The sequence below is a fragment of the Streptomyces vietnamensis genome (assembly GCF_000830005.1).
Taxonomy (GTDB): domain Bacteria; phylum Actinomycetota; class Actinomycetes; order Streptomycetales; family Streptomycetaceae; genus Streptomyces; species Streptomyces vietnamensis.
The window spans coordinates 6532665-6547316 of the sequence record NZ_CP010407.1; the positions used below are offsets into that span (position 1 = coordinate 6532665).

Annotated in this window: 17 protein-coding genes; 9 read left to right on the forward strand and 8 right to left on the reverse strand. The window is 71.8% G+C overall.

The window, feature by feature from the left end; translation table 11 throughout:
• The first annotated feature begins 9 nt into the window (after positions 1-9).
• The 4 genes from SVTN_RS29310 to SVTN_RS29325 all read left to right on the forward strand — a co-directional run bounded on the left by SVTN_RS29310 (position 10) and on the right by SVTN_RS29325 (position 2498).
• A complete protein-coding gene (locus tag SVTN_RS29310) occupies positions 10-483 on the forward strand; it encodes an SUKH-3 domain-containing protein (RefSeq protein ID WP_041131795.1) in 474 nt (157 codons plus the stop codon).
• Positions 476-871 carry a YwqJ-related putative deaminase gene (locus SVTN_RS29315; protein ID WP_052499355.1) on the forward strand — a complete coding sequence of 132 codons (396 nt, stop codon included), beginning with the start codon at positions 476-478 and terminating at the stop codon, positions 869-871. Before SVTN_RS29310 ends, SVTN_RS29315 begins: the two co-directional genes overlap by 8 nt.
• Positions 868-1776 carry an SUKH-3 domain-containing protein gene (locus tag SVTN_RS29320; protein WP_041131796.1) on the forward strand — a complete coding sequence of 303 codons (909 nt, stop codon included), beginning with the start codon at positions 868-870 and terminating at the stop codon, positions 1774-1776. The genes SVTN_RS29315 and SVTN_RS29320 overlap by 4 nt, the downstream gene beginning before the upstream one ends.
• A 92-nt stretch (positions 1777-1868) precedes the next feature.
• Positions 1869-2498, forward strand: a complete 630-nt coding sequence (locus SVTN_RS29325) for a hypothetical protein (protein WP_159026506.1) — start codon at positions 1869-1871, stop codon at positions 2496-2498.
• Positions 2499-2516: 18 nt separating this feature from the next.
• Here the strand turns inward: SVTN_RS29325 and SVTN_RS29330 are convergent, their stop codons facing one another.
• Together SVTN_RS29330 and SVTN_RS29335 are read right to left on the reverse strand one after the other, a co-directional pair.
• Positions 2517-3302 carry an SDR family NAD(P)-dependent oxidoreductase gene (locus SVTN_RS29330; RefSeq protein WP_041131798.1) on the reverse strand — a complete coding sequence of 262 codons (786 nt, stop codon included), beginning with the start codon at positions 3300-3302 and terminating at the stop codon, positions 2517-2519.
• Positions 3303-3433: 131 nt separating this feature from the next.
• Positions 3434-4771: an aminotransferase-like domain-containing protein gene (locus SVTN_RS29335; protein ID WP_041131799.1), complete on the reverse strand. Its 1338-nt coding sequence runs from the start codon at positions 4769-4771 to the stop codon at positions 3434-3436.
• A gap of 95 nt (positions 4772-4866) precedes the next feature.
• Here SVTN_RS29335 and SVTN_RS29340 point away from each other — a divergent pair, with 95 nt between their 5' ends.
• The gene (locus SVTN_RS29340; protein ID WP_041131800.1) at positions 4867-5490 is read left to right on the forward strand and encodes a DJ-1/PfpI family protein; all 624 of its coding nucleotides are present in this window, start codon (positions 4867-4869) and stop codon (positions 5488-5490) included.
• 27 nt (positions 5491-5517) lie between these two features.
• Here the strand turns inward: SVTN_RS29340 and SVTN_RS41155 are convergent, their stop codons facing one another.
• From SVTN_RS41155 to SVTN_RS29355, 3 genes are all read right to left on the reverse strand, one after another.
• Positions 5518-6243: a DUF4232 domain-containing protein gene (locus tag SVTN_RS41155; protein WP_052499356.1), complete on the reverse strand. Its 726-nt coding sequence runs from the start codon at positions 6241-6243 to the stop codon at positions 5518-5520.
• Positions 6244-6370: 127 nt separating this feature from the next.
• Positions 6371-6550 (reverse strand): DUF397 domain-containing protein, encoded by a 180-nt coding sequence (locus SVTN_RS29350; protein WP_041131801.1) that lies wholly within the window; start codon positions 6548-6550, stop codon positions 6371-6373.
• On the reverse strand, positions 6547-7392 hold the full coding sequence (locus SVTN_RS29355) for a helix-turn-helix domain-containing protein (RefSeq protein ID WP_078908544.1): 846 nt from the start codon (positions 7390-7392) through the stop codon (positions 6547-6549). Before SVTN_RS29355 ends, SVTN_RS29350 begins: the two co-directional genes overlap by 4 nt.
• 152 nt (positions 7393-7544) lie before the next feature.
• Here SVTN_RS29355 and SVTN_RS29360 point away from each other — a divergent pair, with 152 nt between their 5' ends.
• Positions 7545-8012, forward strand: a complete 468-nt coding sequence (locus SVTN_RS29360) for an ATP-binding protein (RefSeq protein WP_041131803.1) — start codon at positions 7545-7547, stop codon at positions 8010-8012.
• Here the strand turns inward: SVTN_RS29360 and fusA are convergent.
• Complete coding sequence (gene fusA, locus SVTN_RS29365; RefSeq protein ID WP_041131804.1) at positions 7972-9969, reverse strand: elongation factor G; 1998 nt, start codon at positions 9967-9969, stop codon at positions 7972-7974. The genes SVTN_RS29360 and fusA overlap by 41 nt on opposite strands.
• 620 nt (positions 9970-10589) lie before the next feature.
• Here fusA and SVTN_RS29370 point away from each other — a divergent pair.
• Positions 10590-11066 carry a DUF6232 family protein gene (locus SVTN_RS29370; protein WP_245727675.1) on the forward strand — a complete coding sequence of 159 codons (477 nt, stop codon included), beginning with the start codon at positions 10590-10592 and terminating at the stop codon, positions 11064-11066.
• Between the two features lie 22 nt (positions 11067-11088).
• On the opposite strand, the gene SVTN_RS29375 is transcribed toward SVTN_RS29370, so the two are convergent.
• Both SVTN_RS29375 and SVTN_RS29380 read right to left on the reverse strand, forming a co-directional pair.
• Positions 11089-11499: a VOC family protein gene (locus SVTN_RS29375; RefSeq protein ID WP_041131806.1), complete on the reverse strand. Its 411-nt coding sequence runs from the start codon at positions 11497-11499 to the stop codon at positions 11089-11091.
• A gap of 264 nt (positions 11500-11763) precedes the next feature.
• Positions 11764-12444, reverse strand: coding sequence for a MerR family transcriptional regulator (locus tag SVTN_RS29380; protein WP_041131807.1), 681 nt, complete (start codon positions 12442-12444; stop codon positions 11764-11766).
• A 155-nt stretch (positions 12445-12599) separates the two neighbouring features.
• On the opposite strand from SVTN_RS29380, the gene SVTN_RS29385 reads away from it, so the two are divergent.
• Together SVTN_RS29385 and SVTN_RS29390 are read left to right on the forward strand one after the other, a co-directional pair.
• On the forward strand, positions 12600-13967 hold the full coding sequence (locus SVTN_RS29385; protein ID WP_041131808.1) for a YhgE/Pip domain-containing protein: 1368 nt from the start codon (positions 12600-12602) through the stop codon (positions 13965-13967).
• Between the two features lie 24 nt (positions 13968-13991).
• Positions 13992-14627: a nucleoside/nucleotide kinase family protein gene (locus SVTN_RS29390; protein ID WP_078908545.1), complete on the forward strand. Its 636-nt coding sequence runs from the start codon at positions 13992-13994 to the stop codon at positions 14625-14627.
• Positions 14628-14652: the final 25 nt, after the last annotated feature.

The window sequence follows — 14652 nt, forward strand, 5'->3', positions numbered from 1 at the left end:
GGAGCAGACATGCCGCAGTTGAACACCCCGGAGGACGTCGACGCCTGGTTCCGGGAGCACGGTTGGTTCCCGGGACGGGACGTGGCCGACACCGTCCCGGCGATGGTCGACGAGATCGCCGGGCAGTACCGGGAGGCGGGGTTCCCGGTGGAACCCCTCGACACCGCGACCGCCTTCCTCGCCGAGCACGGCGGGCTGCGTCTCACCATCGACGCCGCACGAGAGGACCACCTCTACTTCACCCCGTACCTCGGCTACCGGTCCACCCCGGCCGAGGTCGCCGAACTGAGCCGCGATCTCGGCGTGCGGCTCTTCCCGGTCGGCCTCGACGGCTCGGAGGGGTCACCGGTGCTCATCGACGAGCGGGGCCGGTTCTTCTATCTGCACCACACCGGCGCCTACTACATGGGCGCCGACAAGTACGAGGCCATGATCGCCCTCGCCCACGCCCCCATGCAGGACGCGGAGGACTACTTTGTCTGACCTGATCCCCGGTACCGCGGCCTCGCTGCTCATCCACGGCACCATCACCAGCCACACCAACCTCACCGGCGAGGGCGAGCCGGAACTCCACCCCGCCATCCAGGAGTTCTTCGACGCGCTCCCGCCGGCCCTGCGCGAGCCGTTCATCGGCTACTGCGCCGAGTCCGCCCTCGTCTCCGACGAGCTCCACGGCTTCGACCGGCAGCGCGGCGACGGCCGCACCGCCACCCTCGACGAGGCCGTCCCGCACTTCGCGGGCGCGGCGATCGTCGCCCGCAAGATCCGCCCGCACGGCGACCCCGAGCACGGCACCGAGGCGGACGTCTGCCGCTCCTGCACGGCACTCCTCGACCGGCTGGGGATCGAGATCCTCCACGACCAGGCATGAGCGACGTACTGACGGAAGCGGGCTGGCGGCCCGGCCGTGACGCCGGGGACGCCGCCATGCTGGCGGTCCTCGTCACGGTGACCGTCGGCGCCGAACTCTTCCCCGCCGCCGAGCGGGCCGTGCGCGAGTTCCACGGCCTCACCGTCCTTCCCGCCCCGACCGGCGGCCGCGAGGTCGTCGCCGTCGGCAGTGCCGTCGACCCCCGCGAGGCCCGCCACGACGTCCCGTCCCTGAACCGGCTCGCCGGCTCCCTCGGTGTACGGCTCTTCCCGTTCGGCCGTACGGACACGGACGCGCCGCTCGCGGTCGACGAGCACGGTCGGCTCCTGATGCTCGGCCCCGGCGGGCCCTGGCTCCTCGGTGAGACGGTCCACGACGGTCTGACGGCGCTCGCCTACGGCCTCGCGCCGGTACGGCTCCGCCCGCCCCGCCTGCGCTTCCCGCTGCCGGCCCTCTCCGGTGAGGGCGGGCTCGGCGCCGCGGTGCGGGCCGCGCTCGTCGCCGTGTACGTGCTCCACAGCACGGGCGTGTACAGCGCCCGCGCCCTGCACCTGCGGGCGACGACCCTGCGCGGGATCGGCGTCGTGGCCGTGGACGAGGAGTTCCCGCTGCCCCCGGGCCCGCTGGAGAGCGGCGCGGATCCGCTGACGGCGGCGATGACCGCCCGGCTCGACGCCGTCGGCGCCCGCGCGGGCAGCTGCGAGCTGGTCCTGACGCTCACGGTTCCGCCCGGCGTCGAAGGCCCTCTGGCGACGGTGGCGTGCGCGGTGACCCTGGGCGGCGACCCGGCCGAGGGCCCGGCCCTGGCCCTGTCGGCGGCCCTCTCCACGTGCCTCGGCCCGTCGGCGAGGACCGTGGATGCCTGCGGGAAGGCGCTCGCCGCATGGGCTGGCTCTCCGGCCTGACGGACCCGTGCCTGCGTTTGACATCCCCTGAGGACCCATCAAGAGTGCATTTCGTGAGATACCGGACATCTGGATGGGAGTCAGGAATGCGCTTGTGTACCGACCGTGGGCGCCGTGGCGTCATCGTGCCCGCTCTGGCCGCCGCACTGGCCATCCCCCTGCTGTCCGCGACCCCCGCAGTGGCATGCCCCGGCCCCGCCTCCGGCACCGGCACGGTCAGCCGTTCCGGAGGAACCGTCACGTTCGTACCGGTGGCGGGTGCCGCCAACCGGGTCACCTTCTACGTCGCCACCGCCCCCCTCCTGCGGGTGTCCGACCCGGGCGGCATCACCGCGGGCCCCGGCTGCACCCAGACCAGCCCGACCACGGCGACCTGCGGGGCGATCGCGGACATCACCGGCATCCACGCCGACGGCGGCGACGGGGACGACCGGCTCGCGGCCGGGGCGGATCTGAACATCCCCGTCGACTTCGACGGAGGCCCCGGCCGGGACGTCCTCGTCGGCGGTACTGCCGACGACCACCTGGCGGACCCCGACGGCTGGCCCACCCGCCCCACGCAGGCCACCTTCCGCGGCCTCGCCGGCAACGACACCATCATCAGCCGCAACGGCGGCTACGACCGCGTCGAATGCGAGGGCGGCACCAACGACACCGTCACGGCGGACCTCGCGGCCCTGGACGTGGTCACGAACACCTGCGAGACGATCAACCGCGGCTGACCCCTGAACCGGACGGGTTCAGTGGACGGAGAAGCCGCCGTCCACGAAGAGGGACTGGCCCGTGACGTACGCCGAGGACGCGCTCGCCAGGAAGACGGCCGCGCCCGCGAAGTCCTCGGCGAGGCCGTTGCGGCCGACCATCGTGCGGGCGGCCAGCGCCGCGACCTTCTCCGGGTCGGAGGAGAGGCGCTGGTTGAGCGGGGTCATCACGAAGCCGGGCACCAGGGTGTTGGCGGTGACCCCGTACGGGGACCAGGCCTCGGCCTGCGAGCGGGCGAGCGACTCCAGGGCGCCCTTGGACACCCCGTACGCCCCGCTCTGCACGAACGCGCGGTGCGCCTGCTGCGAGGTGACGTGGATGATCCGGCCGAAGCCCCGCTCGGCCATGCCGGGCCCGAAGCGCTGACCGAGCAGGAACGGCGCCTCCAGGTTCACGGTCATCGTCGTGTCCCACACCTCCTCGCCCAACTCGCCGAACGGCGGACGCAGGTTGATGCCGGCCGAGTTCACCAGGATGTCCGGCTCCCCGAAGACGGCAGCCGCCGCCTCCGCCCCCGCCTTGATGCCCTCCCGGGTGCTCAGGTCCGCGCTCACCCAGGCCGCCCGGCAGCCGTCGGCCGTCAACTCCTCGACGGTCGCGACAAGCTCGGACTCCTTGCGCGCCAGCACCACCACGCTCGCCCCCGCCCGGGCCAGCGCCCCCGCGATGGCCTTGCCGATGCCCGAACTGCCGCCGGTGACCAGGGCCGTGCGTCCTTCCAGCGAGAACAGCTCGGAGAGGTAGCCGGTGGAAGCGGTGCTCATGGTGTCGCTCCTCGTGTCGATGGCGGGCAGGTACACGCATCCTGGCACAGGGGCCCGATCAGCCGTTTCGGACCCCGCCACGCGTGGTGGCGCACGTCGGCGCGGACAGGAACCGTCCGGCCGAGGGGAGTTCAGGCGTAGGCGTCCTCGACGGCGACCTGCCGCACCGTGCGCAGCGTCGACCGGAGCGTGTCCAGATCGGTCGAGCCCAGCGCGAGGCGGATCGCCTGCGGCGTGTGCGTCGAGGTGGTGAACGGCTCCGCCGTGGTCACCGAGATGTGCCGGCGCGCGAGGGCGGCGGTCAGGCGATCGGCGCGCGCGTCGTCGGGCAGCGGCAGCCAAGTGAAGTAGGACGAGGGGTGGCTGACGAGCGGCAGGCCTGCCAGTTCTTGTCCGGCGAGCGCCTGGCGGGCCCTGGCGTCGTCTCGTTTCTGCGCTTCCAGGTGGTCCACCGTGCCGTCGTCGAGCCAGCGGCAGACGATCGCGGTGGTGAGGGCGGGGGTGTTCCAGGTGGTTGCCCGGATCGCGCGTTCGAGCGAGGGCACCGCGGAAGGCGGGGCGACGACGAAGCCGACCCGCAGACCGGTGGCGACGCTCTTGGACAGTCCCGAGACGTAGACGGTGATGTCCGGTGCGGTCGCGACCAGGGGCGGTGGAGGGTCCTCGGCCAGGTAGGCGTAGGAGGCGTCTTCGATGATGAGCGGACCGTGCTGTCGAGCGATCCCGATCAGGCGGGCGCGGTCGGCCGGCGACATGACCCAGCCCAGAGGGTTGTGCAAGGTGGGCATGGTGTAGATCGCGCGCACCGGGCGGGTCGCGCACAGCTTCTCCAGGGCGTCGAGATTCGGCCCGCCGGTGGTGGTGGGGATGGGCTCCAGGTCGAGATGAAAGGCATGCGCGAGCACCTTGAAACCGGGATAGGTGAGTGCGTCGACCGCGACGACGTCACCGGCGTTGAGCGTGGCCATGACGGTGATGGCCAGGCCGTGCTGCGCGCCGTTGGCGATGAGGATCCGATCCGCGTCCGTGGCGATCCCCCGACGCCGCAGGTGACGTGCGATCGAGGCCCTGTCCTGGGGCCGGCCCGAGTGCGGCTGGTAGCGCAGCAGCGAGTCGAGATCACCGGAGGTGGCCACCTCGCGCAGGGCCTGTCGCAGCAGGTCGGACTGGCCGGGCAGCGACGGATAGTTGAAGTTGAGGTCGACCGCGCCCGTGGCGACGACCTGCTGATCGATGCCGTGACCGGCGGGAACCGCGATGTCACGCACGAACGTGCCACGGCCCTGCTCCCGGCTCACCAGGCCCATCGCCTCCAGCTCGGCGTACACCCGGGTCGCGGTCACCAGGGCGATCCCCTCGCGGGCGGCGAGCCCGCGGTGGGTCGGCAGCCGGGCGCCCGAGGCGAGCCGCCCCGCCCGGATGTCCGCCGCGAGGGCGTCGACCAGTTCCTTGTACCGCGAGGCTGCCATGCGCCGAATTGTATCCATGACAATTCTTTGACTGTCCTGTTCGCGGGTCCTTACCGTCGAGCCATACGCATCCCGGATCCGGAAGGGCAGCCGCCGTGCACATCGCCATCCTCACGTTCGAGGGCTACAACGAGCTCGACTCCCTGATCGCGCTCGGCGTGCTCAACCGCATCAAGACCGACGGCTGGCGCGTCACCATCGCCACCCCCAGCCCCAAGGTGACGTCGATGAACGGAGTGGTCATCGAGCAGATGTCCACGCTCGAGGAGGCCTGCGCCGCCGACGCCGTCATCGTCGGCAGCGGCATCGCCACCCGCGAGGTCGTCGAAGACCCGGCGATCATGAACGTCCTGCGGGGCCTCGACCCCTCGCGTCAGCTCATCGCGGCGCAGTGCTCCGGCGCGCTCGTCCTGGCCAGGCTCGGCCTGCTCACCGACGTCCCCGCCTGCACCGACCTGACCACCAAGCCGTGGGTCGTCGCCGCCGGCGTCGAGGTCCTCAACCAGCCCTTCTACGCCAAGGACAACATCGCCACCGCCGGCGGATGCCTGGCCTCGCAGTACCTCGCCGCCTGGATCATCGCCCGCCTCCAGGGCCACGACGCCGCCGAAGAGGCGCTGCACTACGTCGCCCCGGTCGGGGAGAAGGAGGAGTACATCGAGCGCGCCTGGCGCAACATCACTCCCTACCTGCCCGCTCCCGTCCCGGCGCTCGGCTGACCGGCCGGCCGCAGGCAGCGGCCGGCGTCACCGCGCCTTGAACACGAACTTCTCGACCTCGCTGCGGTCGAGGTTCCAGAACGTGACCGAGGGGTTCTGACCGACGGTGACGAACTGGACGTCGTCGGAGAACGCGACGTCGACCGGCGACCCGTCGTTGTTGCTGCTCGGGTCCTGGTACGCGATGCCGAACGACGTGTACGTCTTCGTCTTCTCGCCGCCCAGGAAGAGCTTCACGCCCGCGTACGCCTTCTCCTTCGGCCCGATCGTGGCGACGGCCTTCGCCGGGGACTCCATCGGCGTGAGCGGGTTGTCGACGTCCTGCCCGAAGGTGATGAACGGGTAGTGGTAGAGCGTGCAGGGCTTGTCGGTGACGTTCGTGGCCGTGATCAGCAGGTGCTGGCCCGAGTCGTGCGCCCAGTACGACGTGCCGATCGAGAGGTCCTGATCGCCGCAGGCCGGGGCCTTGCCATTGCCCTTGCTGTCGCCGCCGGAACCGCCGGGCTTGCCGGAGCCGGTGGCGGTGGGCTTCGCGGACTCGGTCGCGCTGGGCTTCGCGGAGTCGCTCGGGCTCGCGGTCGTGGGCGTGGGCTGGGCGGAGTCGGTCGCGCTCGCCGTACCGGACGGGGCCTGGCTCGCGGCCCCGTCGTCCTTCGCACCGCCGGTCGGCCCGCAGGCCGTGGAGGAGAGGAGCGCGGCGGCGGCCGCGGCTCCCAGGGCGTACGTCTTCCAGGTCTTGCGGGCAGCGCGCATGGTGGTCCCCCGTGGACTTCGCATAGCTCGAACGTGGTGCTGTCGAGCAGAGTCTGCACCGGAGCGGCTGCCGCAATCGGTTTCTCTACGGCTCGTTACGAACCGAGGACATGGAAGTGATGCTTCCTCAGCCCAACTGCTCGATGAACTCCGTCCAGGTGGAGGGAGACAGGGCGAGCTGGGGGCCGTTGGGGTTCTTTGAGTCGCGGACGTGGACGGTGGTGGGGCAGGTGGCCACTTCGACGCAGTCGCCGTCACCGCTGCTGCTGTAGCTGCTCTTGAACCAGGCCAGGTCTGTGGTGCTCATGGTGCTCCTCGCATCTCCCGCAACAGACTCACGGACTCCTCGAAGGACAGAGCCTGTGCCCGCATCCTGGCATATCGCTTCTGGAGGATGCTGATCTCTTTTGCGTCGGCGATGAGGTGGGCGGCACGCTGTCCCTCGCAGTAGGCGTACCACTTGTTGTCCTGGGTCTCCAGGAGTTGCAAGGGACCACCCATGCCCGCGTGGTGCCCGCGCGCCTGCGGCATGATCTGGACGTCGATGTTGCGCCGGGCGCAGATGTCGAGGATGTGTGCGGCCTGTTCGCGCATGATCTCTGATCCACCCGTCTGACGGCGCAGGACGTGCTCCTCGATGATGAAGCTGTAGATCGTGTGCGGGCGGTCCGTGAGTAGTTTCATGCGCTCGACGCGGGCCGCGAGCTTCGACTCGATCTCGTCGTCTCCCAGGGCCGGAATCTGCTCGTCGAACAGTGTCTTCGCGTACGCCGGCGTCTGCAGCAGACCCGGGACCAGCCGGTTCTCGTACGTGTAGAGGGTCGCCGCCGTGAGCTCCAGCTTCGCCCAGTGGCGGAACCACTTCGCGAGGCCCGGTGTCCGTAGCAAGTGCTTCGCCGCGCCCCGGATCACCCCGAACGCGTCGAGTACCTCCTCCGCCCGCTCCACGAAATCGGCGGACGGTAAACGCCGCCCCTGCTCGATCGAGGCGATCGTCGGGACCGAGTACCCCACCAGCGGCGCGAACTGCTCCTGCGTGAGGCCGGCCCGTTTGCGGAAGGCCTTGACCACCTCCCCGAAGGCCTTCAGGCTGTCCGACGCCTCCGGTTCGCTTCCAACCGCGCCCTCGCCTGGCACCTCATCCGTCACTCCGGCCACCTCCTGCACCCGTGCGCTCGCACATGAACGCACCCATGCTCACGGGTAGTTACCGGTACCGTCCAGAGCGTGAACCCGTACGCTCTCGCAGCGTACGAGTTTCTGACCTGGTAACCGACCCCCGGCGCCGTCACATTGGCCCCATGACCTCCCCCGTGACCCGCGAACCCGCCGTCACCGTACGTGTGTTCACCCAGCGCTTCAGCTCGACCCCGCGCGGCGCCCGTCTCGCCCGTCGGCTCGCTCTCCATCAACTCGACCGCTGGCGCCTCCCGTACGGCTCCGAGGCCTCGGACACCACCGGGCTGCTCGTCGCAGAGCTCGCAGCCAACGCCGTCACCCACGGCCGGGTGCCCGGGCGCGACTTCGAGCTGACGCTCTCGTACACGCCCGGGCGGCTGCTCCGTATCGACGTCTCCGACACCCGGGGCGAGCGGCGACCGGCCGCCGTCGCCCCGGGGCCCCTCGACGAGGGCGGCCGGGGCCTGCTCCTCGTCGAGGCGCTGGCCTCGCGGTGGGCGGTGCTCGACCGCGTACCGGTCGGGAAGACCGTACGGGCCGAGCTCGACCTCAGCCCCGAAGGGCCTCGTACCCCGCCGGCCGGGTGGTGAAGGTGCCCCGGCCCTGGGTGCGGCCGCGGAGGCGGGACGCGTAGCCGAAGAGTTCGGCCAGCGGGACCGTCGCCGAGACCACCGCCGTACCGGAGCGGGTCGTCGAGTCGGTGACCCGGCCCCGGCGGGCCGCGAGGTCGCCGAGGACCGAGCCGACCGACTCGGCGGGGACGGTGACCGTCACCTCCGCCACCGGTTCGAGCAGGGTCATCACGCTCGCGCGGAGCGCCTCGCGCAGGGCGAAGCGGCCCGCCGTGCGGAACGCCATCTCCGAGGAGTCCTTCGGATGCGTCGCTCCGTCCGTGAGCGTGACCCGGACGCCCGTCACCGGGTGGCCGCCGAGGGGGCCCTCGACGAGGGCGTCCCGGCAGCCGGCCTCGACCGCGCGGACGTACTCCTGCGGGACGCGGCCGCCCGTGACGGTGGACACGAACGTGAACTCCTCTCCGTCCTGAGCGGGTTCGATGTCGATGACGACATGGGCGAACTGGCCCGCGCCGCCGTCCTGTTTGACGTGGCGGTAGAGGAGATCCGTGACGCCCTTCGTCACCGTCTCCCGGTACGCCACCTGCGGACGGCCGACCGTGACCTCGAGGCCCCGGTCGCGCCGCAGCTTCTCCACCGCGACCTCCAGGTGCAGTTCGCCGAGACCGGACAGGACGGTCTGGCCCGTCTCCGGGTCGGACCGGACCACGAGCGACGGGTCCTCCTCCGTCATCCGGGCCAGGGCCGACGCGAGCCGACCCGTGTCCGTGCTGCGGCGGGCCTCCACGGCGACCGAGACCACCGGGTCGGCGGTCGTCGGCGGTTCGAGGACGACCGGCGCGTCCGGGGCGCACAGCGTCGCCCCGGCGCGGGCGGACTTCGGCCCGACGACGGCGACGATGTCGCCGGCGCGCGCCTCGTCCACCTCCGTCGCCCGGTCGGCCTGGACGCGCAGGATGCGGGCGATCCGTTCCGTACGGCCTGCGGTGGCGTCGAGCACGGTGTCCCCCTTCCCGATCGTGCCCGCGTAGACGCGGAGGTAGGTCATGCGGCCGGTGGCGGTCGCGTTCACCTTGAAGGCGAGCGCGGTGAACGGCGCCTCCGGGTCCGCCGGGACCTCGCCGCGTACGGGCGGCATGTCCGACGGGGCCGGGAGGTACGCGACGACGGCGTCGAGCAGCGGCTCGATGCCCCGGTTGCGGTACGCCGAGCCGCACAGGACGACCACGGCCTCGCCGGAGAGGGTGAGGTCGCGGAGGGCGCCCTTCAGCGTCCCGGCGGAGAGCGCCGCATCCGCGCAGAACTCCTCCAGGGCGCCGGGGTGCAGTTCCGCCACCGTCTCCTCCAGGCGTCGCCTGCGGTGCCGGGCCTCGTCCCGGAGCTCGTCGGGGACCTGCTGCTCGGTGTACGTGTCGGCGCCGTCGGCCCACACGTACGCCCGCATCGCGATCAGGTCCACGACGCCGGTGAAGCCGTCCTCGCGGCCGATGGGGAGCTGGACGGGGAGCGGGACCGTGCCCAGGCGGGTACGGATCGACTCCACGGCCGCGTCGAGTTCCGCGCCCGCCCGGTCCAGCTTGTTGACGAACGCGATCCTCGGGACGCCGTGCCGGTCGGCCTGGCGCCACACCGTCTCGCTCTGCGGTTCGACGCCCGCGACGGCGTCGAAGACGGCGACGGCGCCGTCGAGGACGCGCAGCGAACGCTCCACCTCGTCGGAGAAGTCGACGTGACCGGGCGTGTCGATCAGGTTGATGCGGTGGTCCGCCCAGTCGCAGCTGACGGCCGCCGCGAAGATGGTGATGCCCCGGTCCCGCTCCTGCGGGTCGAAGTCCGTGACGGTCGTGCCGTCGTGGACCTCGCCGCGCTTGTGGGTGGCGCCGGTGAGGTAGAGGAAGCGCTCGGTGACGGTGGTCTTGCCGGCGTCGACGTGGGCGAGGATGCCGAGGTTGCGGACGCTGTGAGTACGCATGGTGGCGTGGGGCCTTTCGCTGCTGCGTGGAGAACGGGGCAGCGCGATTCCCGGACGGCGGTCAGGGGTGTGACGGCGTCACGGGCGGCGATGACGGGCGCGCAGCCGTCACCGCTCGGCGGAGGAGGCGAGGATCACGTCGTACCGGGCACGGGCGGACGACACGGCGGCGGCGTTACGGCAACGCACGGTCGTCTCCCCTCGGTCGGACGTCTCACGACGGCACACCGGTCGGTGCGCCGTGACGGGAGTGTAGGGAAGCGAACGGGCCGCGCGACACCGGTTTTTGGCTGCTTCTCACCTGATCCGCGGAAGCCCTCGGGTGCTTAATGGTGCTCCCGCGATGGGCGGGGTGGGACGGACGAGAACACGGGGGACACATGGGAGACGTCGCGACACCGCCGCCGGGACCATCGCCCGAGGAGCCGCCGAGCGGGACGTCGCCGGGTCCGTCACGGAGCGGGACGTCGCCGGGTCCGTCACGGACCAGGGCGTCATCGGGTCCGGCGGCGGGGCCGGGGAAGGCGACACCGCCCCGGGCCGCTCCGCCGCTCCCCTCGGTGCCGCCGATGCCACCGATAACATCGAGGTCCCGCCGGAAACGCGTCCTCGATCTCCGGGTGCGCCGCCGGATGCTGTGGGTGGGCTCCGCGGCCTTCCCGCTGCACAACATCGCCCGGGTCGAGGCGTACAAGGAGCAGCTCGGCGCGGGCGAGGTCCTCGTCCAACTCCTGAAGTGGCTCTTCGTGGCCGTGCTGCTCTACGCCGGAGTCAACTACGCCAGTGGAGGCGAGGCGCACATCGGGGACGGCAACCCCGTGCTTCTCGTCCTCCTGGTCGTCCTGGTCGGTTTCGCCGTCAAGGACCTGTTCCAGTCGAAGCCGGTGCTCGCCATCGACACGACCGGCGGCAGTACGGTGATCGTGACCCTGCCGAACATGGACCAGCTGCAGCAGATCGCCGGTCAGATCGTGAACGCGATCGACAACCCGGCGGCCGAGTTCGCGACGGTCGTGGAGCAGCACAACACCACGAACCACTTCGGTCCCGTCGTCAACATGCACGGCGGCCGGAAGAACCGGGGGATCAGCTGGTGAGCGACGCGTCGAGCCGGAACCGCTACGACACCGCCGGCTGGAGGAGGTCCCAGCGGTTTCCGTAGAGGTCCTCGAAGACGGCGACCGAGCCGTACGGCTCGTGGCGCGGCTCCTCCAGGAACTTCACGCCCGCCGCCGTCATGCGCTCGTGGTCGCCGGCGAAGTCCTCCGTGTGGAGGAAGAAGCCGACCCGGCCGCCGGTCTGGTTGCCGACCGAGGCCTCCTGCTCCTCGTTCTTGGCGCGGGCCAGGAGCAGCCCGGCGTTGCCGAGGCCGCCGACACCGGACGCGCCGCGCGGGCGGACGACGACCCAGCGGGTTCCGTCGCCCCGGTCGGTGTCCTCGACCAGGTCGAAGCCGACGGCGTCGGTGTAGAAGGCGATGGCCTCGTCGTAGTCACGGACGACGAGAGTGACGAGTGCGATGGACGGCATTTCCTCAACGTAATACGCGGAGGGGGAGGAACCCACCCGCGCCGACCCGCGTCGTCGTGCGGGATCACCCTTGTCGGTCGGGGGTGCGAACGAGGGTCCGGGGGAGGGGCGCACGAGGGTCGGCCCGAGGGTCCGGTCCCGCCCGGGCGCCTTTCCCGCGCGGAGCCTTCCTCGCCCGGCGTCTTCCCTGCGCGGAGCCTTCCTCGCCCGGCGCCTTCCCCGCGTCGGTCGCGTCGGCCGACGCCCCGGGCCGTCGCGGCCTCGTCAGCGAGGGGCGGCCGGCGGGTTCGGAGCGGCTTCTTCGGGCGTGCGCGCCCACGCGGCCCGGCGGCGGGTCTCGTTCTCCTGGGCCATACGACGCAGCAGGGCCAGGACCGGTTCCAGCAGGAGGACGACGATGGCGGCGTGCTCGGCGAGCCTGAGCCGGTCCTCGGCGTCGTCGAGCTCCTCGAGCCGGTCGACGTCGAGCTTCGCGGCGGCCGCGGCCAGCTCGGCGTACGGCAGCAGGTCTCCGGTGTCGTACTCGATGCCGAGGCGGCTGAGGTCCATGAGGCTCGCGGCGAGTGCGCGGCGGTGCGGGGAGTCCGCGGAGACGTCCCAGCCCATGGCGCGTACGAGCTCGTCGACCCGCGGTGCCTGCTCGTCCACCGCGTCCGTCTCGGCGGCGTCGACGGGGGTCGGGAGCGCGTAGTGCACGACGCCGAGCGTGGCGAGCGGGTCGAGCGGCTCGTCGATCGCCGCGAGGACGTCGCGGGTGGCGGCGATGGACAGGCCGCCGCGGGCGGTCAGGGCGCGGATCAGGCGCAGGCGCTGGACGTGCTCGTCGCCGTACAGGGTCAGCGTGGCTCCGAGCGGGCGGCCGGGCGGCAGCAGACCTTCCCGCAGGTAGTACTTGATCGTTCCGACCGGCGTTCCGGACAGACGGCTCAGGTCAGAGATCTTCATGGGCACTCTCGCTCGACGCTCTTCGGGTGTGATCAGTCTCCCAGGCCCCCGAATGGACAGCTTCTCTGGATAGTGCCACTCTCTAGCTAGAGAGTGAAGGTTTCTAGTGTTGTCGCTGAGCAGCGACGACGCCCATCGAAGTGGGAGTCCCTGTCATGTCCGAACCCACCCACCCGCTGCGCGTGAGCGCCCGAGGGCTGCTGCGCCGGCGCGGCGTGTGGCTGCCGTCGGCGGTGATCCTCGGCCTGCTGTCGTTCGTCCTGTCGCTGCTCTACCTGGGTGCCAACAACGACCCGGTCGGCTCGACGAAGGACCTGCCGATCGCCCTGGTCAACGCGGACAAGGGCACCCAGGTGGCCGGGAAGCGGATCGATCTGGGCGCGCAGATCACCGCGCGGATCACCGGAGCGGCCGACCTGAAGGAGAAGGTCGACTGGCAGCAGGTCGACCGCCGTACCGCCGACGACCTGCTGGCCCGCGGCAAGGTGTTCGGCGCCCTCGTCATCCCCGACGACTTCTCCGCCTCCGTGGCCGCCCTCGCCGGGCCCGCGCAGCGCACGCCGCACCCGCCGACCATGACGGCCCTCACCAACCCGGCCGCCGGAAGCTTCGGCTCCTCCATGGCCACCGAGATCAACCGCAAGGTCGTCGAGACGACCTCCGCGGAGGTGGGCAAGCAGCTGGGCCAGGCGGCCGCGCAGCGGGCGGCGCAGGCCGCGAAGGCACACGCCGCCACCGCCCCGGGCGCCGCCACCGCGCACACCGCCCCCGCGCCGGGTGCCGCCGCGCAGCTGACGATCGCCGACCCCGTGCACCTCTCCGTCCAGGAGGGGCACCCCCTCGGACAGCACAGCGGTCTCGGCCTGAGCGCCTTCTTCTACGCGCTCGTCCTCGTCCTCGGCGGCATGCTCGGCGCCAACGTCATCCACATGCAGGTGGACACCGCACTCGGTTACGCCGCCAGCGACAAGGGCCCCTTCCGCATCGTCAAGCCCGTCCAGCACGCCACCCGGCTGCACCACTTCCTGGTCTGCTCGGCGCTCATGGTCGTCCTGTCGATGCTGACCTCCGCGCTCGCCATGGCGGCGGCCGTCGGCGTCATCGGCATCGACGCCTCGAACCTGCCCATGCTGTGGCTCTTCGGAACCTGCGCCACGGCCGCCATGGGCATCACCGCGCTGGCCCTGCTCGCCGTCTTCGGCACCCCGGGCCCGCTCGTCTCCATGCTGGTCCTGATCGGTCTGGCCGTCCCGTCGGCCGGTGCCACCATCCCGATCCAGGCCCTCCCGGACTTCTACCGTTTCCTGGCCGAGTTCGAACCGTTCCGGCAGGTCGTCGACGGCGTCCGGTCCATCCTCTACTTCGGGGCCCAGACCGACGCGGGGCTCGGCCGCGCCTGGACCATGGTCGCCATCGGCTTCGGCGCCTCGCTCGCCCTCGGCCTCGTCTTCACCCGCCTCTACGACCGCCGGGGCCTGCACCGCTCGACTCCCCACCTGGCGCAGCCGGTTCCCGTCGGCTGAGTCCCGGGCGGCGACGGTGCGAGAATGCCCCGCATGGACGCGCAGGAGTTCGACCGGCTCGCCGCCCGGGCGCGGGAACTCGCCGTGCCGGGGCGGCGACGGGTGCTCGGGATCGCCGGGGCGCCCGGTGCCGGGAAGTCCACGCTCGCCGCGCGGCTCGTCGCCCGGCTCGACGGGCTGGCCGTCCTCGTCCCCATGGACGGCTTCCACCTCGCTCAGGCCGAGTTGGAGCGACTCGGGCGGGCCGACAGGAAGGGCGCGCCCGACACCTTCGACGCCGCCGGGTACGCCGCGCTCCTCGCCCGGCTCCGGGCCCCCGAACCCGGCACCACCGTCTACGCGCCCGCCTTCGACCGCTCCCTTGAGGAGCCGATCGCAGGGGCCGTGCCCGTACCGCCCGAAGTCCCGCTGGTCGTGACGGAGGGGAACTACCTCCTCCACGACGAGGGCGCCTGGTCCGCCGTCCTGCCCCTCCTCGACGAGGCCTGGTACCTGGAGCTGGACGCCCGCCGCCGTGTTCCCCGGCTCGTCGAGCGGCACGTCCGCTTCGGCAAGGACCGGGACCGCGCCGAGCGCTGGGTGCGCGACTCCGACGAGGTCAACGCCCGCCTGGTGGCCCGCGGCCGGGACCGCGCCCACCTCGTCGTACCGATGTCGTAGCGGTCCGGCAGGATGATCCGGACCG

What these genes read in the sequence shown, in the direction of transcription:
- SVTN_RS29310 (WP_041131795.1), top strand. Translation starts at nt 10, where the DNA reads ATGCCGCAGTTGAACACCCCGGAGGACGTCGACGCCTGGTTCCGGGAG.
- SVTN_RS29320 (WP_041131796.1), top strand. Translation starts at nt 868, where the DNA reads ATGAGCGACGTACTGACGGAAGCGGGCTGGCGGCCCGGCCGTGACGCC.
- SVTN_RS29330 (WP_041131798.1), bottom strand. Translation starts at nt 3,302, where the DNA reads ATGAGCACCGCTTCCACCGGCTACCTCTCCGAGCTGTTCTCGCTGGAA.
- SVTN_RS29335 (WP_041131799.1), bottom strand. Translation starts at nt 4,771, where the DNA reads ATGGCAGCCTCGCGGTACAAGGAACTGGTCGACGCCCTCGCGGCGGAC.
- SVTN_RS41155 (WP_052499356.1), bottom strand. Translation starts at nt 6,243, where the DNA reads ATGCGCGCTGCCCGCAAGACCTGGAAGACGTACGCCCTGGGAGCCGCG.
- SVTN_RS29350 (WP_041131801.1), bottom strand. Translation starts at nt 6,550, where the DNA reads ATGAGCACCACAGACCTGGCCTGGTTCAAGAGCAGCTACAGCAGCAGC.
- SVTN_RS29360 (WP_041131803.1), top strand. Translation starts at nt 7,545, where the DNA reads ATGACCTCCCCCGTGACCCGCGAACCCGCCGTCACCGTACGTGTGTTC.
- fusA (WP_041131804.1), bottom strand. Translation starts at nt 9,969, where the DNA reads ATGCGTACTCACAGCGTCCGCAACCTCGGCATCCTCGCCCACGTCGAC.
- SVTN_RS29375 (WP_041131806.1), bottom strand. Translation starts at nt 11,499, where the DNA reads ATGCCGTCCATCGCACTCGTCACTCTCGTCGTCCGTGACTACGACGAG.
- SVTN_RS29380 (WP_041131807.1), bottom strand. Translation starts at nt 12,444, where the DNA reads ATGAAGATCTCTGACCTGAGCCGTCTGTCCGGAACGCCGGTCGGAACG.
- SVTN_RS29385 (WP_041131808.1), top strand. Translation starts at nt 12,600, where the DNA reads ATGTCCGAACCCACCCACCCGCTGCGCGTGAGCGCCCGAGGGCTGCTG.
- SVTN_RS29390 (WP_078908545.1), top strand. Translation starts at nt 13,992, where the DNA reads ATGCCCCGCATGGACGCGCAGGAGTTCGACCGGCTCGCCGCCCGGGCG.